Below are 25,407 nucleotides of genomic sequence, written 5' to 3' on the forward strand. Positions count from 1 at the left end.
CGCTCAGTGTCGTAGTCCGGTCGCACCTCGGCGACTATCCGCACCGCACGGCGGCGCGGCCTGAGCGAGCACCACCAGGCGGTGATCTCCCCGCTCTCCTCGGCCTTGGCCATCAGCGGCCCCGGGTGGCTGATGGCCGGCCATCGGCCGGCGCCTCCTCGAAAGACGCGGCTTCGACCAGTTCGATGGCGGTCGCGAGGTCCTCCCGGCAGCCGTCCTCGGAACGCGTGACGCCGAATCGCAACAAGAGGCCGTCGAGGACCGAGACGAAGATGCGCGCAAGCCGCTCGTCGCTGACGGTGCGCTCTCGCTCCCCGTTCGCGCGAGGTCAAGACTCCGGGACGCATGCTGGTGTTCGTGGCCGTGGTCGAGCGGACTTGGCTGGGCAGCCGACCACCGAATCGCTGTGATCCGGACTCATGATGTGACCGCTGTCATGAGCGTGGTCCGCGTCTGTCGCGTAGGGTCCTTTCGACTTCGTTGCGGACGTGCCGTCAGGTAAGTCGGCGACTGGTCGGCTTCAGTCCTTGATGTTGGTCGGCACCCCATCGCAAAACCGTGTCGATGTAGAGTGAAAAACGCCCTTGACCTGTAAGAGCAGGCAGGGAGCCAACCCCCTGGAGTACCGAATGCTGCGCACCATGTTCAAGTCCAAGATCCATCGCGCCACCGTCACCGAGGCCGACCTGCACTACGTGGGGTCCGTCACGATAGATGCGGAGCTCATGGAAGCGGCCGATCTGCTGCCCGGCGAGCTGGTGCACATCGTCGACATCGACAACGGTGCCCGACTGGAGACCTATGTCATCGAGGGCGAGCGCGGCTCCGGCGTCATCGGCATCAACGGCGCTGCCGCCCACCTCGTACACCCCGGTGACCTGGTGATCCTCATCAGCTACGCCCAGGTCGACGACGCGGAGGCCCGCGCACTCCAGCCGCGCATCGTCCATGTCGACGCGGACAACCGGATCGTTGCGCTCGGCGCGGACGCCTCCGCGCCGGTGCCCGGTACGGACCAGGAACGAAGCCCGCACGCCCGCCCGCTCACCGTAGGAGCCTGATCCATGACGGACATCCGCGACGACCGGGCCGAGCGACGGCTGGAAGCACGGGAGGGCGGCCGGGTCATCGGCCGCATCGACTACTTCGTACTGGATGCGGTGCCCGCCGCTCTCGTCGCGGTGCACACCGTCGTGGAGCCCGGCCATGAAGGCAAGGGGGTGGCGGGCGCGCTGGTCGGCGAGTTCTACGCCATCGCCGCCCGTCAGGGCGTGCCGGTCGTGCCGCTCTGCCCCTATGCCGCCCGCTGGGCCGGGCGCCACCCCGACCAGGCGCCGGAGGCTTCGCCGGAGCTGGTGGAGAAGGCCAGGAAGCAGCTCGCGGCGGACCCGCGGGAGCGGTGAGCCGCAGCGGTGGAAGGTAACCCTTCTGGCAGAAGGCGCCTGGGAGCTCTTCGCAGCGGGTGACCGCGACGGTTATCCGGACGCGGGTGTCCGGTCCGCCGACGGGGTCACGGCTCTCCAGTCCTCGTCGGGGGCTGCGGGCGGCGGCGCGCCTGGTTGGGTCGGGCAGGCACGGGCACTCGTAACGGGAGACAGGAGACATTGGTCAGGACAACGGCCGGCACTGAGGGAGGCCCATCGTGACGCATCCATACCCCGATCCTGCGCCCCCGATCCCAGGACCGGGCGGGCCGGACCCCGTGCCCCCGGCGCCCACACCGCCACCGGGCCCAGGGCCCCGGCCAGGACCCGGGCCGAGTCCGGTGCCCGGACCGACGCCCGCGCCGCCCCCGACGCCGGATCCGATTCCGCAGCCGCCCGGTCCCGACCCGGTACCGGAGCCGGAACCGCAGCCCGGACCGGTGTCCCGGCGCTGACCGGCCAGGCCCGGGCGCTGTGCTCGGCTTGTGCGCCCCGGTCAGGATCGCGTGGCGACCGGCCGGGGCCGGTGCCATCCTGGGCTGATGAGAGCACCGCGTACGGCGCAGCCGCGGCGGCCGCCTTTCGCCCGTCGGGCGGGCACGCTGCTGCGCTTTCCCCTCGGTCTGACCCTGGTCACGTGGCGCTATGTCTGGCGCGTCACCGCACTGCACCGCTGCGAGGAGGACGGGGACAGCGGCGATCTTCCGCCACCACTGCCCGCCGAGCAGGTGGACGAGTGCGTCCAGCGTCTGATGGACGGTTCGGGTCGCCTGCTGCATCGCCGATTCATGGTCCGCATCGAGGGCGCCCGGATGGAACCCGAGATGCTCATGGAGCGCATCGCGCGGGATTTCAACCGGGCGGCGCCCTTCGGTGCGGCGGTCTTCCACAAGACGGTCGGTCCGGACGCGTCTGCCCGCCCGGGCGACGAGTACCGGGTACAGATGCCCGGGCCGTGGGACGGCCCGGTACGCGTCGTGCACCGGGACGCGGTATCTCTTCGGCTGGCCACCTTGCGCGGGCATCTGGAAGCCGGGCAGATCGAGTTCAGGGCAACCGCCGAGGGCGAGTTTCTGTGCTTCCAGGTCGAGGCGTGGGCGCGGGCCGGGGACCGGTTTGCCGAGCTGCTTTACGGCAGGCTGCGCATCAGCAAAGAGATCCAGTTCAACATGTGGGTCCACTTCTGCTTGCAGGCGGCAGCGATCGCCGGAGGCCGGCCACGCGGAGGCGTCAGCATTGTCACCCGGTCCGTATCCTCGGAGCTGTGCGCCGGGGCGCAGGGTTGCTGACAGCGGGCCTTCCGGTACGCGTGACACGCCGCTGGGGTGTCACCGGCCGTCCGGCGCGTGGCTGGGGGCGAGGGCGATGGCGGTGTTGCCGGGTACCGTCCGCACCGACAGGGGAGCGGACCCTTGTAGTTCCGCCTGGACCAGTCGGCGCAGGCGGCGGCCGCTCGCTCGGTAGAAGCGGTGTTGTGTCATCCGGCCGAACAGAATGAAGCCGAGCGCGATGACCGGATTGGCCAGTGGTGCCCGACGGGAATGGCCGGTCACCACGAACTCCACTTCCCCGGTGTGCAGGTGTTTGACCACTTCGTAGGTCATCTCACCCTGTTCCAAGTGGCCTTGCAGGGTTTCGTAGCCCCACCCCCATACGCGCCGAGCCGTCTCTCCGGTGCCTCGTGCCTCGTCGATGACGGAGGTGACGCGGACACCCATGTCGAATCGGAGACCGCAGAAGCGTCCCTCCAGAAGCATGTTCCGGCCGAGGAGCACGTCGTCGCGCAGATACAGCGCGCGCACAATGCGGGGTTCTGCAAATTGATAGTCATGCACCAGGCGACAGGCGATGTCCCAGGCGCCGCCGGAAACGGGGTCTCCCGGGATCTCGCGGGCGAGAGTGCACCACAACCTGTCCTGGTTCCAGCCGGCGTTCCAGTAAGGAGCGGATCCCGCCGGCAAACGGTAGTTGACGTCCAAGCGGGCCAGGGCCCGCAGTCGTCCGGCCGCTCGATCGTGGTGCAGGCGGCGCTCACGCAGCACGGCCGCCCCCATCCGCAGCCCGACACCACGCCCTGCCGCCCATCAGGTCACCTCTCGAGTTCCCGCAGCGACTGCCCGATCAACCAGAGCATGGGCGGCCACAGACCGACGAAGAGCGCTCGGCGCTCCGCATTGCCCCGCTCGTCCTGGTCGTAGCCCTTGGCTCGCGTCCAAAAACCGATACACAACAGGACCGAGCCCAGCGACGCCAGATGCACATGTGAACTGCGCAGTCCTACCTTGTGCAGCACCTGGACGACCATCACGTGACCTCCCATGACCCGGACCCGGGGGCATTTCCGTCCATCGGCATGACTTCCTCGACTTCCGCCGGGCCCGGGCTGTCGCCTGACCCAGCTCGGTACGTCGGACGCGCCGACCCGCAGGCAGCACGAGCCAGCGCAAGGGCGAGCAGATCCTCGATCACCGCGGCCACGCCGTCGGGAAAGGCACGGTGTGACGGCGTCTCGCGCCACTTCGCCCCTGCGAAAGCGGTGGCCGCGGCAGCGCAGGCGCCGCCCGCAGCGCCGAGCAGCACAGGCTCTGCGCCGCGGTGCCGGACGGTCAGTACGGCGGCTGCCAGTGAGGCGAAGACCAGCCGGGGGATCAGGCCTGCCGGTGAAAGACGGTCGGGTATGCGCGGTGACTTGTCGGCGAGGAACTCGCCGGCTGCTGCGGAAACGGTCACCACTCTGACCCAGCGCCGAGTGAGCAAGGAAGCCGCCGGCCCTGCCGGGTGGTGGGCGGCGGTCAGAGATACGGCGGCCAGTCCGCACTGGCTGCGCAGGCCCGTTGCGGCCCCGATCAGGCCCGCCCGGGCCAGTGCATGGGCGGTCGCGTTCATGTCCGCCGGTCCCCGGCGGTGATCAGGCCGTACGTCACCAGCCCGTAGACGACATGAGGCAGCACGTCGGAGGTCCAGTCGACGGCCGACCAGGAACGTGGATCGCTGACGCCCAGCCGGGCCATCGGCAGGTCGGTGGCCGCCATGGCCAGCGCCCCGGTGACCAGTCCGCCCAGCCACAGCGGCAAGCGCACCCCCGCGCGACGCGTCAGCGCGACGGCAGAACCCACGCCGCACCCCACAGCGATCCCCGAAAGAGCGCCGAGGCCGGAAAGCCGGCTCTCCCGGCCGGACCCGCTACCCGGTACGGGGTGGCCCAGGTTCTCGGCGAGTCTGTCCACCACCTCGTCCGGCGTACTGCTCGCAGGCCTCGCACGCACGGCCATGTCCGCGTACGTCATGGCGTGCAATGCCGTCGTACCGGCTGCGCCCGCAGCGAGACCACGCACAATGCCGAGATACATGACGCGACACGCCCCCTTCCACATCGGCTGCAGTACCTGATCGGTCGCGCGCGGGCACTGACGCGAAGCCCATGCCGCTCTGCACCCAGCGTCGTCCCAAGCCGGACAACCGGCAAGTTCTGGCAGTTCCGAACGCCACGGCAGCACTGTTCGGCCGGCACCGGGCAGGCTGACCCCCAAAGTGGGGCACGCCTGCCCGGCCGCCGTACCCGGTCGTTCTCATGCGGCGAGATTCCGGCGCAGCGAACCGGGTGCGCGCAGCGCTCGCTCGATGTCCTCCAGCGGCCTGTTGCGGGTCTCCGGCACCTTCAGCACAACGAAGACGACGCAGAGCACGTTCATCGCGGCGTAGAGGAAGAACGTCCCGGACCTGCCGACGGAGTTGATCGCGCTGAGTGCGGTGACGGCGATCAGGAGGTCGAAACCCCAGACGGTCAGGGTAGCGAGGCTGGTGGCCGGTCCGCGGACGCTGAGCGGGAGGATCTCGGGCCCGATCAGCCAGACAACGGACTGCATGCCGATGCCGTTGCACAGGATGTATGCGAACAGCGCGGTGATCACGATCCAGTGCTGGGCGGCTGAATCGTCCAGCAGGAAGGCCACGCCCAGCACGGCCATGGCCAGGCCGGACAACGGGAGGAAGCAGAGCATGGTCCGGCGGCGGCCGATGGCGTCCACCGCGACGGCGCCGGTGATGCCCGCGACGACGAGCATCGCCCCGATCCCGATGCCGGTGACCAGCGCGGCCGACTTTCCGAACCCCGCGTCCGACAGGATCGTGGGGGCGTAATAGACGATCGCGTTGATACCGGTCAGTTGGGAGAACGCGGCCACCCCGAGCGCGACGGCCAGGGCAGGGCGCAGCCACGGCCGCAGAAGCGCCCGGCTGTCCCGCGGCGGGGCCGACTTGGAGACTTCGCGGATGCCGGCGATCTCGGCTGTGACGTCAACCCCCTGCGGGCGGAGCCGGCGCAGCACCGCGTGGGCCACGTCGGCGCGTCCCTGCTCGACAAGCCAGCGGGGGCTCTCCGGCAGTTTGGTCATACCGACGGCCAGTGCGGCGGCCGGGATGACGGCCAGGCCGAACATCACCCGCCACCCGCCGCTGCCGGCGAAGAGCCAGCCGCACAGGTATGCGATCAACTGCCCGATGGCCACCATCAGTTGGAAGAGCACCATCAGGCGCCCGCGGATGGCGGGCGGGGCCACCTCGGCGATGTAGACGGGCACCATGTTCGATGCCCCGCCGACGGACAGCCCGAGGACGAGACGTGCCGCGATCAGGGTGCCGGTGTTCGGGGCGACCGCGGCGCCGAGCGCGCCCACCGCGAAGATCACCGCGACCCAGAGCACGATGCGGCGCCTGCCGTGCCGCCCGGCGAGCCGTCCGGACGCCACGGCACCGATCATCGCGCCCACGAGGATGACGCTGACGACGATTTCCTGTCCCCGTGACGAGAGGTGCAGATCTTCCCGGAGGTAGAGCAGCGCACCGGAGATGATGCCGGTGTCGTATCCGAAGAGGAGGCCGCCCAGGGCGGAGACGGCTGCCACCGCGTAGACATGGGCGGGCCAGCGGCCTGTATCAGGGGTCTTTGCCGTGATCGTGGCCGCCTCAGACATCGCCCATGACCAGGCCCTCGATGGTGTGCTTCTGGCTGACCGGTACCAGTTCGTCCACCACCGGGCAGTCGAGGTGCCGGCGGACACGCTCGGGCAGGGAGTTCCAGAAGGCACGGGTGACCGCGGTGTCGTGCCGGTCGCCGTTGCTCGCCTGCGGCCCGTCGATGCCGAGCACCAGGACGGGGCGGGACATGGCGGACTCGTTCTTCGTGCCGCGGTGAACGGTCAGCGCGGTGCGGGCGGAGATGTCCCCGCGCCGGGGGTACTTGCGCACGGCACGTTCCAGGTACCGGTCGTAGTGCGACTTGGGCGGGAACATGCCGTGCTCGAACTCAGGGCTGTCGTCCCACTGTGTGCCCGGCGCGATTTCGAAGGGACCCATGTCCTCGGCGGTGTCGACGGTGGTCGCATTGATGGCGAGGGAGGTCAGCCGCCGCTCGCGGCGAGTCTCCTCGGGCATCGGGAAGTCCCTGTGCCACGGCTGGTTGACGGCGCCCTCCAGCGGAACGTCGAAGCCGAGTTCCACGATCCGGTAGTCCGGTCCGAGCACCGCGGTGCACAGTGATCGCACCCAGGGATGGTCGACCAGTTCGACGAAGCCCCTGATCTGCTCGGGGTGGATCTCCACGTAGTACCGGTTCGGCCCGCGCCCCACCGCGCCGCCGGGGCGTGCGTATGCGTCGGTGAAGGCCGCGTCCACGTCCTCCCGGAGCTGGTCCGCCCACTCCTTGGTGAACGCGCCCTTCCGGGCGGTGATGCCGTCGCTGTACAGGGCCTCCACGTCGGCCGACACGTCGATGTCGAGCCTGTGCATGGAGATGCCGGGGTATGCGTGCGTAGTCATGGGGCCTCCTTACGCCGTACTGCGTTCGCCTCATCGTGCAACGAAGCATGCAACGTTGCAATACCCCTCTTGCGACTTCTTGGCGCTCTTGGTCCATCGCATCGCCCCATGCCAAGATGGCCACCGTGAGCAGTCGCCTGAAGGACGTGGCCGCCCGGGCCGGGGTATCGATCCGTACCGTTTCCAATGTCGTCAGTGGCTCCGCACCGGTGGCCGAGCAGACCCGGGCCCGGGTGCAGGCCGTATTGGACGAACTCGGCTACCGCCCGAACCTCGCTGCCCGCAACCTGCGCGCCGGCCGTACGGGGCTGATCGGCCTGGCCATTCCCGAGTTGCACTCGCCGTACTTCGGTGAGCTCGCCGGCCTCATCGTCGCCGCAGCTCAGCAGCGGTCCTGGACCGTCGTCATCGATCAGACCTTCGGCGATGCCGAGGCGGAGAGGCGGCTCCTCGAAGGAACCGGGGGGCGGCTGGTCGACGGCCTGATCACCAGCCCCTGGGCCCTCAGGACGGAGGAAGTGACTGCCCGTGCCCGCCACGTGCCGGTAGTCCTGCTGGGGGAGCAACGCGCGGAGGGGCTGGCGGATCGTGTCGCCGTCGACAGTGTCCTCGCGGCCGACGAGGCGACGACCCACCTGCTGGGCATCGGGCGCAAGCGGATCGCGGCGATCGGTGTGCAGCCCCATCTGCACAACGAGACGGCCCGCCAGCGGCTGGAGGGCTATCACCGCGCACTGCGCCGTGCGGGGCTGTCACCCGACCCGGCGCTGGAGAGGCCGGTGGCGGAGCTGCACCGCGAGGACGGCGCCGAGGCCATGACCTCGCTCCTGGAGCGAGATGCGCGGCCCGACGCCGTCTTCGCGTTCAGTGACGAACTCGCCCTGGGCGCGATGCACGTGGCACATGAACGCGGCCTCCACATCCCGGAGGACCTCGCGTTCGTGGGGTTCGACGGCATCGAGGACGCGCGATACGCCTATCCGCCGCTGACCACCGTGGTGCCGGACAAGAAGCAGATCGCCGAACGGGCGCTGCAGTGTCTGGCCGACCGTATCTACAGCCCTGCCGCGGCGGTGCCTCCGCTGGATGTCGTCATCCCGCATCAGCTCGATGTCCGAGGCAGCAGCCGGTGCGCAGCAGGTTCCGGCGGATCCGCGGCGCGTATCTCCTGACCCGGTGGCGCCGACGCCGACATGGCCCGCACTGTCGCAGTGCCCGGGCTCACGGTGGGCCGTTCGGCTCAGTAGATGTTGGCCTCGGCCGGCGGGCCGTCACCGCGGGTGCTGTTGATCTGGGCCCGCAGTGAGATCTCGTCGTAGATCCGGAACTCCCGAACGATCCGGCCCTGCTGGATCAGAAACTGGGATACCCCGAGGACGGTGACGGGGCTGTCGGTCAGTTGCCCGAAGGCGGGCGTTCCCCGGTAGGTGCCGTGCATGGTCCACAGGACGGCGACCCGCAGGCCGGCGTAACGCTCGGAGTAGTTGGTCTGCACGTCCCGCACCGCGAACTGCGCGTCGGGGAAGGCGCCGACCATGGCCAGCAGATCGCTCTGGTATCGCTCCGGCCGGATGACGGTCCGGTCGCCGATCGTGTGCAGAAAGAGGTCTCGCACCATGAAGTCGTTGACCCTGTGCAGTCGGCGCTGTGTCCAGACCTCGTCGATGAACTCGAGGACCATCTCGCACTCGGGCCGGAAGTCGTCCGGACGCGTACCACTGACACCCGCCAGCAGAACGTCCTTCGGCGGCTCCTCCGTCATCGAACCGCTGTATCCCTGGAACCGCAGTGCGCGCGCCGCGTCGTCCGGGTCCACGCCGCGCTGCAGACAGTCCGCGAGCTCGTCGCGGACCACCCACTCCTCGACCATCCGTCCCCGGCGGTAGAGACAGTTGGCGACAGTCCGCTTACGGATACGGATGTTCTGACCGCCGACCAGATGCTCGTCCGCGGAGAAGACCAGGTGCGAGCTGAGGAAGGCGTCGTTCCCGCGGGCCTCCCACACCACGTCCTCGGCCTGGCCGATGTGCTGGGGTGTACTGCCCATCCGCATCGTGCTGCCCTCGATCACACCGTCACGACCGACGAGGGTGCCGAGGCCGGTGTGGACGATCGAGTCCGGCTCGTAGTTGTCCACGATGTACGCCACGTCCCGGCCGACCCAGATGCGGTCGGTCACCTCACGGATGAAGTCGTCCGGGTCGTTGTACGGGAGATAGGCAACGGGGTCCAACGGCATGGGCTTGTCCTCTCGCGAATCGCTGTATGCGTATGTATGACGTGTCGGACGCCGGGGTGGTGTGCGGGTCCCGGGCAGCGGGTGGTCCTGCGGCCGAGGAGGTTCACCGTGCGAACTTGTCAGCGCCCAGCTGGCTCCGGAACGTCTCCGTCATGAAGGCGCTGACCACGACCAGGGCGAGTACCGCCGCCACCGCGAGGTACACCCACACCGCGTAGATCGTGCCGAAGGTACTGACCAGCGCGGCTGCGACGAACGGCGTGATCCCCTGGAAGATGGAGAAGGAGCTGTTGTACGCGATGGCGCTGGCGCTGAACCTGGTGCGGGTGGCGAAGAGCTCCGCGACGCAGACCGTGACGATGCCGGTCAGGAAGAATTCCGGGATGATGTAGATCAGCTGGCTCACGATCGCCGCGCCGAACGTGCCCTCCTGACCGACCCGGAAGGCCAGCGGGACCAGGACGATGCACCCGATGGCCCCAGCGATCAGCATCGGTTTGCGGCCGATCCGGTCCGAGAGGCGGCCGGCCAGTGGCAGCAGCGGGATGAGGACCGCGATCGAGATCGCGTTGGAGATCAGGGCCATCCAGCGAGGCAGACCCAGTGTGCCGGTCAGATACTGGGGATAGAACGTGACCCAGCTGTAGGACAGGATCGCCAGCATCACCGAGACGCCGCAGAAGACGAGCATCGGCCGCCACTGCGAGCGCAGCGCCTCGCGGACCGGCGCCTTGGCGATCTGGGTGCCGTCCTGCGTGGCGCGGACGAACTCCGGCGTCTCCCCGATGCGCTTGCGCAGCCAGATCCCGACCGCGCTCAGCGGCAGCGTGAGCAGGAAGGGGATCCGCCAGCCCCACGAATCCAGCGCGGGGCCCTGGAACGCCCAGCTGGTCAGCGCGGCGGTGCCGGCCCCGGCGAGGAGGCCGAGGAAGCAGCTGTTGGAGGCGTACGACGTGTAGTAGGCGCGCCGCTTGGGCTCCGCCCACTCCACGATGAAGGCCACCGCTCCCACGTACTCGCCGCCGGAGATCATGCCCTGGACGACGCGCAGCAGCAGAAGAAGGAGGGGTGCGAAGAGCCCGATCTGTTGGTACGTCGGCAGTGCGCCGATCAGGGCGGTGGCTACTCCCATGAACGCGATGGTCCACAGCAGCGTCTTCCTGCGGCCCGCCCGGTCTCCCCAGCGCCCGACCAGGGTCCCGCCCAGGGGACGGAACAGGCACGCGATGGCGAGAATCGCGTAGGTGCTGAGCACTGCCGCGGTCGGGTTGCTGTCGGGGAAGAAGGACGGGGCCAGGATCGGTGCAAGGTAGCCGTAGAGACCGAAGTCGAACTGCTCTACGAAGTTCCCGATGCTTCCCGCGCCGATGGCTCGGCGTATCGCATTCCGCTTCTCCTCGTCGATCCTCTCGGTATCAACGGCGGTCGGGGGCGGCACTACAGCGGACATGGCTTCTCCATTCGCGCGGTTACCTGCAATGCATACGTATGAACTTCCGCCGAACACTAAGGAGCGGGGCGGAGGACGTCAAGAGGTGAATTGCGGTACATCGAGGGCTGGTGGCCGGCGGCCGGCCGCTGCCGGTCAACGTCGGTGGTCCCCGTCCCCGGGCCGAGGTGGGACCAGGGCCCGGAAGGTGTCCATCAGGACGTGCGCCATGTTGTAGAGCACAAGTTGGGCACCTGCCTGCTCTGCCGCCCTGGCGCCGGCGGCGCCGGGCACGATGGTCATGACCGACCGGCCCGCCGCACGGGTCGCCCGGTGCGCCGTGGCGATCAGCCCGTCGATGACGTCCTGACCGGGGAAGCCGCAGTCGGCCGCCAGGTCGGCCGGGCCGACCAGCACGGCGTCCACGCCCTCTGTGGAGACGATCTCCTCGGCGACGGCACAGGCCCGGGCCGTCTCGATCATCGCAACGACCAGGGTTTGTTCCGCCGCGGCCAAGTGGTCGGCCGCAGAGACCGTGCCGAAGCGGCCCGCCCTGCTGTACGTCGCGAACCCGCGCCGGCCCAGCGGCGGGTATCGGTCGGCCGCCACCGCCTGCCGCGCGTCCTGCGCGCTGTCGACGTGTGGATGGATGAGACCGGCGGCTCCCAGATCCAGGCAGCGCAGGGCGAGTGCGGGCTCGGACATGCCGACGCGGACGAGCACGTCGAGCCCCTGAGCCGCGGCGGCCGTCACGTGGTGCTGGAGCACCGTCATGTCGGCGGGTCCATGCTCGCAGTCGATGACCACGTAGTCGAGTCCCGCGACGCCCGCCATCTCCACCAGGGTCTCCGACGGGAGCCGGAGCAGAGCACCGTAGAGCCGTTCCCCTGCGGCCAATCGTTGTTTGAGGGAACGGCGTCCCTCTTTCGCCGCCGTCACCGCGCCACCATCCCCGCGGACAGGTCGATGTCGGCACCGCAGAGCCCCGGCATCCGCAGCATCGCACTCACGGCGGCACCGACCTCTTCCTCGGTGACCATCCGCCCGAGCGCCGACCGCGACACGAAGGCTGCCTCCGCCTCCGCGTAGCTGCAGCCGGTCCGTTCCGCCTCGAGGCGGAAGTTCCGCTGCATTCTCGGTCCTGAGACGGGCCCGGGGGACAGGGAGTTCACCGTGACCCCCGAGGGGCCGACCTCACCCGCCAGGGTCGCGGTCAGGCCGATGACCGCCATCTTCGACGCGCAGTAGGGAGTGCGGCGCAGCAGCGGGCGCTTTCCCGACACCGAGGCGATGTTGATGATGTCGCCGGTGCCCCGCTCCGCCATGGCCGGCAGGAAGGCGCGGCACATCAGGAACACTCCCCGGACGTTGACGTCGAAGACCTCGTCCCAGTCGTCCGCCGAGATGTCGGTCAGGGGAGCCACCGGCCCCGCGATCCCGGCGTTGTTGACGAGGACCGAGATCTCCTCACCCGCGAGGCTCTCGGCGAGTGCTTCCACGTCGGAGGGCTCGGAGACGTCGCAGACCCGGTAGGTGACGTCCGGGCCGAAGGCCGACGCCGTCTCCTTGAGTTTGCGCCCGTGCCGGCCGGTGATCACCACCCGGGCGCCGTCGGAGAGCAGGGAACGCGTGATGGCGCTGCCGAGTCCGCTGCCGCCTCCGCTGACGAGCGCGGTGCGCCCGGTCAGCGGGGCCGTGCTGCCGGTCATGCGCCGTCCTCACCGTTCCACGGCAGCGTGCCGTTGCCGTACTTGGCCGCTCGTACGTCACCGGAGCGGGCATGCCCCTCGAACAGCTCGACGCGCGCGGCGCGCCCGCACACCTCGCCGAGCAGCGCCGACGAGGAGGTGTCCGTCACTTCCTGGTAGGTGACCGTCTTCAGGTACTTGCCGACCCACAGGCCACCGGTGTAGCGGGCGGCGCCCCGGGTGGGCAGGACGTGGTTGGTCCCGATGACCTTGTCGCCGTAGGAGACGCAGGTACCTTCGCCCAGGAAGAGTGCACCGTAGTCGCGCATCCGGTCCAGCGCCTGGCGCGGGTTCTCGGTGAGCACCTCGACGTGTTCGCTGGCGTAGGAGTCCGCGATCTCGAAGGCCTCGTCGAGGGAACCGGCCACGACGATCTCTCCGTGGTCGCGCCAGGCCGGCTCGGCGAAGTCCCGGGTCGGCATGGAGGGGAGCAGCCGGTCGATGTGCCCCTGCACGGTCCGGCCCAGCTTCTCGGAGGTGGTGACGAGGACGGCCGGGGAGTCCGGTCCGTGCTCGGCCTGCGAGAGCAGGTCAACGGCGACGACGAACGGGTCCGCCTGCTCGTCGGCGATCACCAGGATCTCGGTGGGACCGGCGAACAGGTCGATACCGACCTCGCCGAACAGCTGGCGCTTGGCCTCGGCGACGTAAGCGTTGCCCGGCCCGGCGATCAGCGGCACCCGGCCGATGGTCTCGGTTCCGATGGCGAGGGCCGCGACGGCCTGGACGCCGCCGAGGAGGTAGATCTCGTCGGCGCCCGCCAGCTGCATCGCTGCGACCGTGGCGGCGGGGATCTCCCCACGGATCGGCGGAGTGCAGGCGGCGACCCGGGGCACACCGGCGACCTTCGCGGTCACGATCGTCATGTGCGCCGACGCGGTCAGCGGGTAGCGGCCGCCGGGTACGTAGGCACCCGCGCCGGCCACCGGCACATGCCGGTGCCCCAGGTGCACGCCGGGCAGCGTCTCGATCTCGACGTCACGCAACGAATCGCGCTGCGCCTGGGCGAACGTACGCACCTGATGCTGAACGAAGCGGATGTCGTCGAGCACCGTGTCCGGCACTCCGGAAACGATCCTGCTGATCTCGTCAGGTCCGAGACGGAAGGACTCGGGGCTCCAGTTGTCGAACTTCTCGGAATACTGGCGGACCGCTTCGTCACCCCGTTCGCGGATGTCGGCGAGGATGGCGCTGACGCGGTCGGCGACGTCCGCCCGGGCGGCGCGCACCTCACCGGCGGGTACGGGGGACTTGAGGAAACGGGGCATGGACGGCTCTCATTTCAGGTCGGTTGTCGAATGCGGTGATGGTGTTCGGACGAGTGAGGATGAAGCAGGGGGAGGGGCGCCGGTATCCGGTTGTCGAGCCCGTTCCGCCTCCCTGAGCAGGTCCCGCAGTGCGGAGGAAACGGCGTGTGGACGCTGCCACGGCAGTAGGTGACCGGCGCCGGACAGCTCGCGCAGCCGCGCGCCCGGCATGGCCCCGGCGATCGACCGGTGGAAGTCCGGCGGGCACAGCCTGTCCCGGGTGCCGTACAGCACGACCGAAGGACATCCGGAGTTCCGCAGCCAGCCGAACGCGTCGGCGCGGGTCGCCTGCGCGGTGAGCTGGGCACGGGCGGCACCTGGGCCGACGGCCTGTGCCATGCTCCGGTAGCGTCCCGCCAACGCTTCCGGCGGATCCGGCACATCGAACATGCCGGGCAGCGTCTGTTCCACGACGTCGGCGAACCGGCCGTCGGTGATCAGTTCGCCCATCGCGTGCCAGGCCGTGTACTGCTCGGACCTGGGTGCGCCCGCGTTGGTCGACATCGCGCAGAAGCCCGCGACCCGCTCCGGAGCCCGGCGCAGCACCTCGAAGCCGACGATGGCCCCAAGACTGAGCCCGACCAGGACGAACGGGCCGGATACCGAGGACAGGGCGTCGTTGGCCAGCTCGCCGATGTCCGGCTTCGTCAGTGCGAGGTGATGCACCTCGTGCCCGTCCGGGAATACCACGTCGGACCAGAGGCTCGCGTCGCAGAGCATACCGGGAATCGCCACCAGGGGCAGGGGCCCGGAGGGCCCGCTCCGGGGGGCGGCGGTCACCAGCGGCGCGCGGAGCGAGGCAGGAGGGCGTACGGGGCGATGTAGCCGTTGTGGTCGATGCCGAGCCCCGCGTCGGCGGCACTCTTGACGACCTCCTCGTCCCACTCCATGCGCACCCGGCCGTCGCCCGAGTTGACGACCAGGAGATCGCCCTCCGTGTCACCGACATTGCGCAGCGTGCGCCAGGCGTCCTGCGGAACGGAGAGAATGTCGCGCGGTCCCAGCCGCACCGAGACCGGGTCGGTGCGGTTCAGGGTGACTTCCCAGAGGCCGCTCTTGATGATCAGGGTCTGTGTCTCACTCTGCCGGTGGAGGGAGACGCCCTGGCCGGGCTCGGCGCGCAGCCAGGCGATGTTGTGGCCGTGCGGATTGAAGATCCGGGGTTCCTGGTGCGGATCTTCCGTCATGCCGTACCCGACGACGCAGCTCAGCCGCACGCCTCCGCCGGCCAGCGTGCTGTCGAGGAAGGGTCGCTCGGACCACACGAGTTCGTCCGCCGCCGCAATGCGGCGCTTCATCTGATCAGCGCTGTAGTGCCGGAGCTGGTCGATGTACTCCTGTTCCATGGGCCTGGTCAGCTCGGTGTCGACCGGGATCTCGTCGCCGGCGACCGCGTCGATCAGTTCATTGTCGGCGGTGAGGTACAGGCCGTGCCCCTCCGCCTCACGCAGTACCGAGGGACCCCAGATGATGCCGCCGGTGTCGTCCATGCCGAGCACGGTGAACAGCCATCCGTCGTCCGGACCGGTGTTGGTGAAGCCACGGAAGATCCACGTCGGGATGGAGGCGATGTCTCCCGCCTTGAGCAGCAGTTCCCCCTCGTTGCCGTCCGCGCCCCAGCGCAGCAGGTACTCGCCCTCGGTGCAGACGAACACCTCCGCCGTGTAGTGCAGGTGAAGGTTGTTGGTGATGCCGTGCGGCATGGCCGCGGCACCGATGTTGAAACCGTGCGGCAGTCGGAGGTTGACGTGCTGGCCGGCGGCCTGTGAGACACCGGGGCCGATCATCGCGTAGTTCTCCTTTCGGTCCGATCCCGGCGTACGGCAGTCGATGAATGCCTGGTTGCAGGAGACGAAGTCACTGCGGCGGACCGTGCGGCGACCCAGCTCCCCGGTAGAAACGACGACATCGGGCATGGCTGCTCCTTGACCTGGAATACGTATGCATTACCCATAACAGGCCTTCCACCGGGTGATGTCAAGGGCACACGCGTGATCGGTTTCAGGCGTATGCTGCATGTCGCGGTGAGAGTTCTCGCGGCGTCGGACCGGGAGGTGCGGGGCGGCCGGCGCTGGGGAGCGCAAGCTACATACGTATAGTGAGTGGCTTGGGCGTCGACGCCGACGCCGGCGTAACGGGGCGACGGGAAGAGGGTCGATGGCGATCACGAGTCACGACGTGGCGAGACTGGCGGGTGTCTCGCAGCCGACGGTCTCCCGGGCCTTGCGGGACGACCACCGGGTGTCGGTCGCCACTCGTGAGAAGGTCAAGCGGGCCGCGCAGGCGTTGAACTACGTACCCAGCGAGGCGGGAAGGACTCTCGCGACCCGTTCCACGCGTCGCATCGGGGTCATCGTGACAGACCTGACGAATCCTTTCTACCCCCATGTTGTCGCGCCGCTGCACGACGAACTCCAGCGCCTGGGCTACCGGATGATGCTCATCACAGAGCGATCCGATGAAGCTGTGGCCGGGGAGAACCTCCTGGATCAGTCCTTGGACGGCGTTGTTCTGGCGACAGCGACGACTGAGTCGAGTCTTCCGGCTCAGCTGGACCGCCGTGGCATGCCGTATGTGTTTCTCAACCGGGACACCGGAAAGCGGGGCGACTACGCTTCCGTCGTCGACAACGAGGGCGGGGGCCGTCTGGTGGCCGACGTGCTCGTCGGGTTGGGGCACCGCCGGATCGCGGGCATCTTCGGGTCATCCAATACGACCACCGGACGCGAGCGTGAACTCGGCTTCCGGCTTGCCCTGGCCGATGCCGGGATCGGTCTGCCGGAGGACCGCGTGGCGCGCGGGTCCTTCGAGTACGACACAGGATATGAGGCGCTGCCCTTTCTGCTTGCCGCCGCCGAAACACCGACGGCGGTTTTCTGCGGTAACGATGTGGTCGCCATCGGCGTTCTGAACGCAGCGGTCGCGGCCGGGATCCGGGTTCCGGACGATCTCACCGTGATCGGCTTCGACGACCTCCCCATGGCGGACTGGGAGGTGTTCCGGCTGACCACGGTCCGGCACGACCTGTGCGAACTCTCCTACCAGGCGGCGCGCCTGCTGGTACGACGGATCAACGGCGAGGCCGATCCCGCAGGCGAACGCCTGATTCTGCCCACCGAGTTCGTGCCGCGGGCCACACACGCCCGCGTTCCCTGAGCTGATCCGGCGGTACTCCGGAAGCGGGACGGCGCGTGTGAGCCGCAGTGGATCAGCGCTCGTTTCTCGACGTGAGACCGCCATTGAGGTGGTGCTTCGGCCTCTGGTCGGCCGCGAGGTACGTCGACGTTCTCCTGGCCTCATTTTTGGGGTCAGGGTTGGTACGTGGCCCCCTGCGGGCTGCGTACCGACCCTGCTGAAGGGAGAGCAGCATGTCAACAGCGCACCCCGGCACTCCTGCCGCATCTGTGGACGTCCATTCCGGAAAGCCGCTCAGCCGGCGGGGATTGCTGAGAGCAGGCATCGGTGCCGCGGGACTCGCCACCGCCGCGCCCCTACTGACTGGATGCGATTCCTCCGGAGACAGAGTCGGTGGCAAGGCCAGGGTCCGGGTCTGGACTTGGTACACCTACCAAAGCCACCAGTGGCCGCAGCTCATCGAGGAATTCGAGCACCACCACCCCAGTATCAAGATCGAGAACCGGCTGTTCGGGGGCACCAATTCCTATCTCCCCGCGCTGCAGGCGGCTGTCGCCGGCGGTAACCCCCCGGAGGTCTTCGCCCCACATGTCCTCGCGCTGGAGTACGGCAAGGCCGGCATCTCGGCCGATTTGAGGAAAGAGCTCGGCTCCGACTTCATCGCCGACTTCTTCGACTCCATCAATCAGGAGTACGCGGACAGCGGCAAGCAGTACGCGGTCGGATGGATGGCGCAAACATTCGGGATCTTCTACAACCCGCAGATCCTCTCTGCTGCGGGAGTGCAACCACCGGAGACGTGGGACGATCTGCTCGCTGCATCGAAGGCGGTGAAGTCGAAGACGGGCAAACTCCCATGCATCCTGAGCAATAATCCGGGCACCAACGGTATCGACTTCTTCTGGCCACTGATTGCCCAGGTCGCCGACGATCCGGGATACGTGCTGAAGCTGGACCGCCTGGAAGGCGGCGTGCAGTGGACGGATCCCTCGGTCGTCCATGCTCTCGAGCTGGTGGACAGGCTCGTGCGGGGCGGGGCCTTCCAGGACGGCGTCAACGCCACCCAGACAACCCAGGCCGAGCAGCTGTTCTACACCGGCAGGGCGGCGATGCTGTTCATGGGCTCGTGGGTGCCGCAGGACATCCAACAGAACGCGTCGCCCTCATTCGCGCACAGCTACCGTGTCGCGCAGACACCCGCTCTCAAGTCCGGGGGAAGACACTGGTGCGCCAATCAAGCGGGCGCAGGGCTGGCCGTGAGCGAGACCAGCCCGAACAAAGAGGCCGCGCTGGAGTTCCTCCGGTTTCTCTACCAGCGTGACCGGTACACCGGTGTCATGAATGCCTCGTTCGGCATGCCGTCGACCAAGGCCGCTGCCGAGCGTGTGTCCGACCCGACACTGAAGGAGATGACCTCGTGGCTCATCGCCGGGAATGGCGCACCCCACATCCCCTTCGGCCGGGGATCGGCCGGCACAGCTGACCCGTTGGCCGCGCTCATCGGCGGACAGATGAGCCCGAGGAAGGCGGCTGAAGCGATGCAGCAGACCGTCGAAAGGGCGCGCAGGTAATGGCTGCCACAGCACAGCGGACACCTGGCCGAAGTGTCGCCCGCCGGAAGCCACGACAGCAGCTCACCGGCTATGTCTTCATTCTGCCGACGGTCGTCCTCTTCCTCGCCTTCGTGGCATGGCCGATCGTGCGGGCGATCTATTTCAGCTTCACCTCCTACAGCGGGTACGCAACCCCCACCTACGTGGGTGTGGACAACTACACCCGCCTGGCACATGACCCGGTCTTCCGCCGCGCTCTGCTCGTCACCATCATCTTCACGGCCGTTACGACGGTCCTGCAGACAGTGGTCCCGATGCTGGTCGCGGTGCTGGTCAACACCGCATGGCGCAGAGCAGGCGCCCTCATTCGCACGATCCTGTTCCTGCCCGGTGTGATCTCCTTCGTGGTCACGGGCACTATCTGGCAGCTCATCTACGACCCCAACCTCGGCGTCCTCAACCGCCTCCTGAAGGACATCGGCCTGAACGCGCTCGCCGGCCAGTGGCTGGGCGACCCGACAACGGTAGTGCCCGCGATCATCGTGGTGTCGCTGTGGCAGTCGTTCGGCCTGTACATGTTGATCTTCGTCGCCGGCCTGCAGGGCATCAATCCCGTCCTTTACGAGGCAGCTCGGATCGACGGAGCCAATGGGTGGCAGCGGTTGACCAAGATCACGGTCCCGATGCTGCGCACCGTCACCGGAGTGGTGATCACCCTCAATCTGATCAACGGACTCAAGACCTTCGATCTCGTCTTCGTCATGACTCAGGGTGGTCCCAACCATGCGTCCGACGTGCTGGGCACCTACCTGTACAGCCTCGCTTTCGGGACTCTGTCCGGTTCGGTTCCACAGGTTGGTTATGCGACTGCTGTCAGCATCGTCGTGGTGGTGCTCTGCGTGATCGCGGTGGCAGCGCAGTTCGGTGTGAACCGGAGGAAGGCCGATGCCTAGCAACAAGCGGAAGGGCCCTTCTGTGCGGCTGACCCGCACCCCTCGCGCCCAGCACGGCGAAGTTCCGCGCTTCAGGGCCTCCATCCTTGGGCGGGGTGCGGGCACGGTAGTGCTCGTCGTGCTGGGCGTGGTGACGCTCATTCCCCTGGTGTGGATGCTGCTGACCTCGCTGCGCCCGGCCAACACGGTTTTCAACGGGCCCTTCTTCCCGACCCGGTTCACCGGTTCGGCTTATCGCCAGGCGTGGAACCAGATCTCCTTCGGCAGTCACTTCCTTACCAGCCTGGTCATCACCTCGGTCACGGTGGCCGTGGTGGTCGCCCTGGCCACGCCGGCGGGCTACGCGTTCGCCAAGCTGCGGTTCCGCTGCAGACAGATCATCTTCTTCGGTCTGCTGAGCACGCTGATGATGCCCGCGACGGCTCTGATCGTCCCGCTGTTCCAGATGCTCAAGCAGCTCGATCTGATCGACAGCAGGACCGGCCTGGTGATGGTCTACGTCGGGACGTCGCTGCCGTTCGCGGTGTTCCTCATGCGGGCGTTCTTCGAGACGCTGCCTGACGAGCTCATTGAGGCGGCGCGCGTGGATGGCGCGAGCGAAGTCAGGGTCTTCTGGAAGGTCATGCTGCCGCTGGCGCGTCCCGGCGTGGCAACGGTTGTGATCTTCCAGTTCCTGCAGACCTGGAACGAGTTCCTCTACGCCAACACGATCATCCAGACGCCGTCGCACCTTCCGCTGCAGCCCACGCTGTACTCGCTGGTAGGGCAGTACACGACCAACTGGCCGGTCCTCACCGCCGCGCTGACGATGTCTGTCGTCCCGATCATCGTCGTGTACGTCCGTATGCAACGGCAGTTCGTCGCCGGCATGACGCTGGGCGCGGTCAAGGACTGATCGGCCCCGCGCGTCGGATCACAGCGGGAGGCCCAGGTCGGGCGGCATGCCCTTGCCGGCGTAGCCGCTCCGGCGGGGTATCACCCTCCACCGGCTCGCGTGTGGTGCGCGGATCAGTGCCGGTGAGCAGCGGGCTCGCCAAGTCCGTGAACGATTCGATTGACCGCCTCGGCTACGTGCCGAACGTCGCGGCCCGGCAGCTCGTCACCCAGCGCGCTCATGCCGTGGGCGTGAACATGGTCAGGGGCCCGGGCAGTCGGCAGAGGACCCGCGACTGACTCAAGGATCAGAGCGCGGCGGGGGAGGAGGCCGGTGCCGTGTGCAGGCGGGCACGGGTGTGCCAGCCGGTCGGCTGCCGCTGCATTTCGGTCCAGTCTGCGAGGGCGGTGACCATGTCGAGCCCCCGGCCGTGCTCGTCTTCGGCCATGCCCACCGTGGGCCCGGTGCGGGTCACGGTCGGCTCCCCGGAGTCAACGACGTCGACGTGAAGGGCGCGGCCCACCAAGCAGAGGGCCACAGTCATGTCGGTGCGCCCGTGCTGAGCGGCGTTGGCGGCAAGCTCGCTGACGATGAGCACGGCACGGTCCTGGGCGTCGCCGACCACTGACCACTGGGTCAGCAGGGCCGATACGAAGCGACGGACGGTCCGGACCCGGCATTCCTCGGCGGGCAGCGTAATGACAGCACGGCGCGTACGAGGGGCCCTGAGTGAGCGCGTCGGCGCGGGCACAGCGGGGGGTGAGGCCGGGTGCCTGGGGTGGCGGCTGCGGGCCCGAAGCCGCAACTGCGGCGTCTGCTGTGGGGCTGCTGCATTGTGCATACCGAAGGTGCGCACCGGAGCGCCGGCGGCGTCCCCGACGGCTCCGCCCCGAGTGATGGAGTAAGAGTCGAAACGCATTGGTCTACCTTCCGTTGGAAGTAGGTCCATCTAACGCCGCAAAAAAACATAAGTCAACGCTTTGGGGGATATAATCGGGCCTACGGCATACGAAAGGTAGGCAAGATGAGTAAGAAGCCAGGGGTGGACGCCGCAGGCGGCGAGCTCGCCACAAGCCTGCTGATCCTGCTGGAATTGGTGCGCACCAAGGCGGCCCGGACCCGCCCCGAACTGAGCGCGGCAACCGGGCTCGGCCGGACAGCCGTCACTCAGCGGGTGAATCAGCTGATCGAGATCGGGCTGCTGGAGGAAGGCGAACTGAGCGCGTCAACCGGCGGACGCCAGCCGCGGACCCTGCGCTTCCGCCAGGATGCCGGCTGCATCCTGGCAGTGGAGTTGGGGGCGACTTCATTCTCTGTCGGCATCGCCGATCTCAACGGAACCCTGCAAACGTCCCGCACCGAGCCGGGTGACATCGCCGCCGGTGCTGAGACCGTACTCGAGCGTGTCGAAGCGATGCTCGATGAGATGCTGCAGGATGAGAACTTCGGGTCCATGCCGATCTGGGGCCTGGGAGTGGGACTGCCGGGGCCCGTCGAATTCGCCACAGGTCGACCGAACGAACCCCCGATCATGCCCGGCTGGGACGGGTACCCGGTACGTGATCGCCTGGCCACACGCTATGACGCGCCCGTCTGGGTGGACAACGAAGTGAACCTCATGGCCCTCGGCGCCCTCCGCTCCGGTCGCCATTCCGCGCCCGGCGATCTGCTCTATGTAAAGGTCGGCACGGGCATCGGTGCCGGTATCACCACGAACGGCCTGCTTCACCGCGGCGCCAAAGGCTGCGCCGGCGACATCGGCCACGCCCCCGTCGTCGACGACAGCCCCGTCGTATGCCGCTGCGGCAAGACCGGATGCCTCGAAGCGCTTGCAGGCGGGGCCGCCCTGGCGCGCGACGGGAAGGCGGCTGCTGAGGCGGGCAGCAGCCCCTATCTACGAGAGGTGCTGACGACCACCGGCACGGTGACCAGCAAGGACATTGCGAGCGCCGTGCGCGCAGGTGACCGGACTGCCGTGGAGCTGCTCACGACCGCAGCCCAGCGGATCGGTGTCCTGCTGGCCACCCTGGTGAACTTCTACAACCCTGCTGCCATCCTCCTCGGGGGCGGGGTCGCAAGCGCCGGGGACCTGTTCCTGGCCACTGTCCGGGAGACCATCTACCGCCGGTCCCTGCCGCTCTCGACGCGCGATCTGGAGATCCATCGGATGCCGGACGGCGAATCGGGCGGTCTCGTGGGAGCGGCGTTCATGGTCATCGACGAGCTGTTCGACTCACCATGCTTCGCGCGGTGGCTGCCGGTGCGGACTCCGTCCGGCTTCCCCGGACTACCGGCGGCGGCCGCCAACTGATCGGTGATTCCCGCGCAGTTGGCTGCCGCCGCCGTGGGTCAGCCGGCCACCAGCTCGACCGGATCGTCACGGAGCAACTGGGCCAGTACGTCGAACTCGTTGAACAGCATCCAGTCCTCAGTGATACGGCCGTGCGAGAGGTACAGCTGCGAGAGCCCCCACAGATACACCCGGCGTCCGGTGGGGCGGCCGTACAGCGCGTGGCCCCGGTGCGTGCCCACGGCGGTCCAGCGCACGGAGACGCGGAAACCGTCGGCCTCGTTGCCCATCCAGTAGACCTCGTCGACCTGAAGGCCGAGGTCGGGGAAGGTCGCGAGCAGACCGCGCGCCATTCCACGGACATCGGCGCGCCCGTAGCCGGAGCGGTTGGAGGGGCCGTACCACCGGGCGTTGGGCGCGTAGGCGCGGTCGATCGCACTCAGGACACGCCGGTTGTAGACGTCGTGGAACAGGGCGCGCACCAGGTGGTCCACATCGAAGCCGTTGTCGTGTCGGCTCCGGGGGTAGGGCAGCGGCTTGCGGCCGCCCACCAGACGGTCGATATCGCCGAGCGTACGGTCGCTGAGCGGGTCGAGACCGCCTGCGTTGCCGAAGGACCGGGCCGCCTCGCGCACGTCGATGCCGAGCTGGGACAGCTTGGCGGCGGTGTTGTAGAGCACCCACTCCTCGGTGATCTCGTTCTCGACCACCTCGCAGTTGGCCATCACCCAGGTGCGCAGGGCTTTTCCGGTGGCGGGCCCCCACTGCCAGTCCCCGGTGTGCGTTCCGATGTTCTGGGCGCGGTGAGAAGTGACGAACCCGTCCCGGTCGTCGCCCGCCCAGATGACTTCGTCCGCATAGTGACGGCAGTCGGGAAAGGCGTGGATGCTCGCCATGGTGCCGCTGATCAACGGCTCTACGCCGATCTTCAGACCGCTGTCGTCGTGCAGCCGACAGCCGGGGGCGTAGGTGTCGTAGATGTAGCCGACGTCCTGGTCCTCCCAGATGCGGTGGGTGATGCGGACGATGTAGTCGACGATGTCGCTGTAGTCGTCCTCGAACCCGCGCATCGGGTGACGGCGCTCGCCGGGGACGAAACCGGGGACATCCGCGCCGTTGGCCGGGCGGAGCGCGATGCTGTAGTCGGGGGGCATGTGCCGCCTCAGTGCCCGGTCGGTGCGGTCCGCGGCAGGATGTGGCTGGGGTGCCGGGGCCGGCTGCTCGGGACGGGCTGCCGGTGCTGCAGCCGACTCATGCGCGGCGGGCGCGCTGCTGTTCTCGGGACGGCTCATGCCTGTTCCCCCTTGCGGAGTGCCTGAAGACGGAGGGTGGCGGTAGCGCCGTGCGCCGCCATCCCCTCGTAGGCCGAGATGCTTTCGACTGCGCCGGCCAACTCCTCCGTACCCTCCCGGCTCACCCGTTGGTAGGTGAGGGGCTTGAGGAAACGCGAGACCGAGAGGCCCGCACTGTGCTTGGCGCCTCCAGCGGTCGGCAGGACATGGTTGGTGCCCGCCATCCCCTTGTCCGAGTACGCGACGGTCGACCACGGGCCGAGGAAGACCGAACCGTAGTTGTGCAGACCCGCGAGGTACATGTCATCGTCGGCGGTCTGGATCTCCAGGTGCTCGGGAGCCAGCTCGTCCATCAGCTGGATGGCCGTCGACGCGTCCTTGGCCCAGGTCACAGAGCCGTAGTCACGCCAAGCGGGGCCCGCGATGTCACGGGTGGCGAGAGTCTCCAACTGCCGGTCGATCTCAGCGATCACCGCCTCGCCGAGCTGCAGGGAGGTGGTCACCAGCGCGGCGGGAGACTCCGTACCGTGTTCGGCCTGGCCGAGCAGGTCTGCGGCGACAAGGCGTGGGTCGGCGGTCTCGTCGGCCAGGACAGCGACCTCGGAGGGGCCGGCCGGCAGGTCAATGGCGACCTGCCCGTAGAGCTGCCGCTTGGCCTCGGCCACATAGGCGTTGCCCGCGCCGACGAGCATGTCCACCGGACGCTCCCCGAGCAGCCCGAACGCCATGGCGGCGAGCGCCTGGACGCCACCGAGCACGTAGGCACGGTCGGCGCCCGAAAGGTGAGCGGCGTAGAGGACGGCCGGGTCGGCTGCTCCCTCCCGGCCGGGGGGAGTACAGGCGAGCACGACGGGGACGCCGGCGGTCTTCGCCACACCGACGGTCATGAAGGCACCGGCGAGCAGCGGAAAACGTCCGGCGGGCAGATAGGCGCCGACGCGCTGCACGGGCACATAACGCTGCCCGGCCACCAGGCCCGGTGCCAGTTCCGCCTCGAAGTCGACGAGATGGGCACGCTGACGACGAGCGAAGTCGCTGGTCCTGGCCTGGCCGAGTTCGAGAGCGGCGCGCACGTCGGCCGGCAGCTTGTCGCCGGTCCGGGCTAGTTCAGCCGCGCCTATCTCGACGTCGGGCTGCTGCCAGCCGTCGAGGTCCTTGGCGTAGCGCAGGACGGCGTCCATGCCGTCGCGCTGGATGGTGGAGAGCATGTCGGAGACACGGGAGGCAACCGCGGGATCGCGCTGGGCGGCCGGGGCGTCCGACGGGGGCTTGAGGAAGCGGTACGAGCCGTCGAACTCCGCAAGGCGGGAGGGGTTGAATCGCATGCCGATCACGCTAGAACCTGG

Annotated in this window: 26 protein-coding genes; 10 read left to right on the forward strand and 16 right to left on the reverse strand. The window is 68.4% G+C overall.

Features of this window, described 5'->3' with window-relative positions:
* Positions 1-629 precede the first annotated feature (629 nt).
* The 3 genes from panD to AB0436_RS06140 all read left to right on the forward strand — a co-directional run bounded on the left by panD (position 630) and on the right by AB0436_RS06140 (position 2,713).
* Positions 630-1,061 (forward strand): aspartate 1-decarboxylase, encoded by a 432-nt coding sequence (gene panD / locus AB0436_RS06130; protein WP_366466506.1) that lies wholly within the window; start codon positions 630-632, stop codon positions 1,059-1,061.
* A 3-nt stretch (positions 1,062-1,064) separates the two neighbouring features.
* Positions 1,065-1,403: a GNAT family N-acetyltransferase gene (locus AB0436_RS06135; RefSeq protein WP_366466507.1), complete on the forward strand. Its 339-nt coding sequence runs from the start codon at positions 1,065-1,067 to the stop codon at positions 1,401-1,403.
* A gap of 563 nt (positions 1,404-1,966) precedes the next feature.
* The gene (locus AB0436_RS06140; protein ID WP_366466508.1) at positions 1,967-2,713 is read left to right on the forward strand and encodes a hypothetical protein; all 747 of its coding nucleotides are present in this window, start codon (positions 1,967-1,969) and stop codon (positions 2,711-2,713) included.
* 39 nt (positions 2,714-2,752) lie between these two features.
* On the opposite strand, the gene AB0436_RS06145 is transcribed toward AB0436_RS06140, so the two are convergent.
* The 6 genes from AB0436_RS06145 to AB0436_RS06170 all read right to left on the reverse strand — a co-directional run bounded on the left by AB0436_RS06145 (position 2,753) and on the right by AB0436_RS06170 (position 7,241).
* Complete coding sequence (locus AB0436_RS06145; protein WP_366466509.1) at positions 2,753-3,466, reverse strand: DUF1990 family protein; 714 nt, start codon at positions 3,464-3,466, stop codon at positions 2,753-2,755.
* Between the two features lie 47 nt (positions 3,467-3,513).
* Entirely contained in the window at positions 3,514-3,729 is a 216-nt protein-coding gene (locus AB0436_RS06150) for a hypothetical protein (protein ID WP_366466889.1), read from the reverse strand.
* Positions 3,729-4,310, reverse strand: coding sequence for a DUF4126 family protein (locus tag AB0436_RS06155; protein WP_366466510.1), 582 nt, complete (start codon positions 4,308-4,310; stop codon positions 3,729-3,731). The genes AB0436_RS06150 and AB0436_RS06155 overlap by 1 nt, the downstream gene beginning before the upstream one ends.
* Positions 4,307-4,774 (reverse strand): hypothetical protein, encoded by a 468-nt coding sequence (locus AB0436_RS06160; protein WP_366466511.1) that lies wholly within the window; start codon positions 4,772-4,774, stop codon positions 4,307-4,309. The genes AB0436_RS06155 and AB0436_RS06160 overlap by 4 nt, the downstream gene beginning before the upstream one ends.
* A gap of 219 nt (positions 4,775-4,993) precedes the next feature.
* Positions 4,994-6,397, reverse strand: coding sequence for a sugar porter family MFS transporter (locus tag AB0436_RS06165; protein WP_366466512.1), 1,404 nt, complete (start codon positions 6,395-6,397; stop codon positions 4,994-4,996).
* Positions 6,390-7,241, reverse strand: a complete 852-nt coding sequence (locus AB0436_RS06170; protein WP_366466513.1) for a phytanoyl-CoA dioxygenase family protein — start codon at positions 7,239-7,241, stop codon at positions 6,390-6,392. Before AB0436_RS06170 ends, AB0436_RS06165 begins: the two co-directional genes overlap by 8 nt.
* Before the next feature lie 125 nt (positions 7,242-7,366).
* Between AB0436_RS06170 and AB0436_RS06175 the strand changes: the two genes are divergently transcribed.
* The gene (locus AB0436_RS06175; RefSeq protein ID WP_366466514.1) at positions 7,367-8,413 is read left to right on the forward strand and encodes a LacI family DNA-binding transcriptional regulator; all 1,047 of its coding nucleotides are present in this window, start codon (positions 7,367-7,369) and stop codon (positions 8,411-8,413) included.
* A gap of 68 nt (positions 8,414-8,481) precedes the next feature.
* Here the strand turns inward: AB0436_RS06175 and AB0436_RS06180 are convergent, their stop codons facing one another.
* From AB0436_RS06180 to AB0436_RS06210, 7 genes are all read right to left on the reverse strand, one after another.
* Positions 8,482-9,480, reverse strand: coding sequence for an ester cyclase (locus tag AB0436_RS06180; protein WP_366466515.1), 999 nt, complete (start codon positions 9,478-9,480; stop codon positions 8,482-8,484).
* Between the two features lie 103 nt (positions 9,481-9,583).
* Positions 9,584-10,930: an MFS transporter gene (locus tag AB0436_RS06185; RefSeq protein ID WP_366466516.1), complete on the reverse strand. Its 1,347-nt coding sequence runs from the start codon at positions 10,928-10,930 to the stop codon at positions 9,584-9,586.
* Positions 10,931-11,065: 135 nt separating this feature from the next.
* Positions 11,066-11,848: an aldolase/citrate lyase family protein gene (locus AB0436_RS06190; protein WP_366466517.1), complete on the reverse strand. Its 783-nt coding sequence runs from the start codon at positions 11,846-11,848 to the stop codon at positions 11,066-11,068.
* Positions 11,845-12,618 (reverse strand): SDR family oxidoreductase, encoded by a 774-nt coding sequence (locus AB0436_RS06195; RefSeq protein ID WP_366466518.1) that lies wholly within the window; start codon positions 12,616-12,618, stop codon positions 11,845-11,847. The genes AB0436_RS06190 and AB0436_RS06195 overlap by 4 nt, the downstream gene beginning before the upstream one ends.
* Positions 12,615-13,925, reverse strand: a complete 1,311-nt coding sequence (hisD, locus tag AB0436_RS06200; RefSeq protein WP_366466519.1) for a histidinol dehydrogenase — start codon at positions 13,923-13,925, stop codon at positions 12,615-12,617. Before hisD (AB0436_RS06200) ends, AB0436_RS06195 begins: the two co-directional genes overlap by 4 nt.
* Before the next feature lie 9 nt (positions 13,926-13,934).
* Positions 13,935-14,699: an alpha/beta fold hydrolase gene (locus AB0436_RS06205; protein WP_366466520.1), complete on the reverse strand. Its 765-nt coding sequence runs from the start codon at positions 14,697-14,699 to the stop codon at positions 13,935-13,937.
* Between the two features lie 41 nt (positions 14,700-14,740).
* Positions 14,741-15,880, reverse strand: a complete 1,140-nt coding sequence (locus AB0436_RS06210) for a hypothetical protein (protein WP_366466521.1) — start codon at positions 15,878-15,880, stop codon at positions 14,741-14,743.
* 241 nt (positions 15,881-16,121) lie between these two features.
* Here AB0436_RS06210 and AB0436_RS06215 point away from each other — a divergent pair, with 241 nt between their 5' ends.
* From AB0436_RS06215 to AB0436_RS06235, 5 genes are all read left to right on the forward strand, one after another.
* On the forward strand, positions 16,122-17,120 hold the full coding sequence (locus tag AB0436_RS06215; RefSeq protein ID WP_366466522.1) for a LacI family DNA-binding transcriptional regulator: 999 nt from the start codon (positions 16,122-16,124) through the stop codon (positions 17,118-17,120).
* Between the two features lie 212 nt (positions 17,121-17,332).
* Positions 17,333-18,670 carry an extracellular solute-binding protein gene (locus AB0436_RS06220; RefSeq protein WP_366466523.1) on the forward strand — a complete coding sequence of 446 codons (1,338 nt, stop codon included), beginning with the start codon at positions 17,333-17,335 and terminating at the stop codon, positions 18,668-18,670.
* Positions 18,670-19,605, forward strand: a complete 936-nt coding sequence (locus AB0436_RS06225) for a sugar ABC transporter permease (protein WP_366466524.1) — start codon at positions 18,670-18,672, stop codon at positions 19,603-19,605. The genes AB0436_RS06220 and AB0436_RS06225 overlap by 1 nt, the downstream gene beginning before the upstream one ends.
* 22 nt (positions 19,606-19,627) lie before the next feature.
* Complete coding sequence (locus tag AB0436_RS06230; protein WP_366466525.1) at positions 19,628-20,500, forward strand: carbohydrate ABC transporter permease; 873 nt, start codon at positions 19,628-19,630, stop codon at positions 20,498-20,500.
* 122 nt (positions 20,501-20,622) lie between these two features.
* The gene (locus AB0436_RS06235) at positions 20,623-20,778 is read left to right on the forward strand and encodes a hypothetical protein (RefSeq protein WP_366466526.1); all 156 of its coding nucleotides are present in this window, start codon (positions 20,623-20,625) and stop codon (positions 20,776-20,778) included.
* Between the two features lie 8 nt (positions 20,779-20,786).
* On the opposite strand, the gene AB0436_RS06240 is transcribed toward AB0436_RS06235, so the two are convergent.
* The gene (locus AB0436_RS06240) at positions 20,787-21,398 is read right to left on the reverse strand and encodes an ATP-binding protein (protein ID WP_366466527.1); all 612 of its coding nucleotides are present in this window, start codon (positions 21,396-21,398) and stop codon (positions 20,787-20,789) included.
* Between the two features lie 123 nt (positions 21,399-21,521).
* Here AB0436_RS06240 and AB0436_RS06245 point away from each other — a divergent pair, with 123 nt between their 5' ends.
* Complete coding sequence (locus tag AB0436_RS06245) at positions 21,522-22,790, forward strand: ROK family protein (protein ID WP_366466528.1); 1,269 nt, start codon at positions 21,522-21,524, stop codon at positions 22,788-22,790.
* A 38-nt stretch (positions 22,791-22,828) separates the two neighbouring features.
* On the opposite strand, the gene AB0436_RS06250 is transcribed toward AB0436_RS06245, so the two are convergent.
* Both AB0436_RS06250 and hisD (AB0436_RS06255) read right to left on the reverse strand, forming a co-directional pair.
* Positions 22,829-24,061 carry an ester cyclase gene (locus AB0436_RS06250; protein WP_366466529.1) on the reverse strand — a complete coding sequence of 411 codons (1,233 nt, stop codon included), beginning with the start codon at positions 24,059-24,061 and terminating at the stop codon, positions 22,829-22,831.
* A complete protein-coding gene (hisD, locus tag AB0436_RS06255; protein WP_366466530.1) occupies positions 24,058-25,386 on the reverse strand; it encodes a histidinol dehydrogenase in 1,329 nt (442 codons plus the stop codon). Before hisD (AB0436_RS06255) ends, AB0436_RS06250 begins: the two co-directional genes overlap by 4 nt.
* Between the last annotated feature and the right edge of the window lie 21 nt (positions 25,387-25,407).

It is taken from the genome of Streptomyces sp. NPDC051322 (assembly GCF_040689485.1).
Classification (GTDB): domain Bacteria; phylum Actinomycetota; class Actinomycetes; order Streptomycetales; family Streptomycetaceae; genus Streptomyces.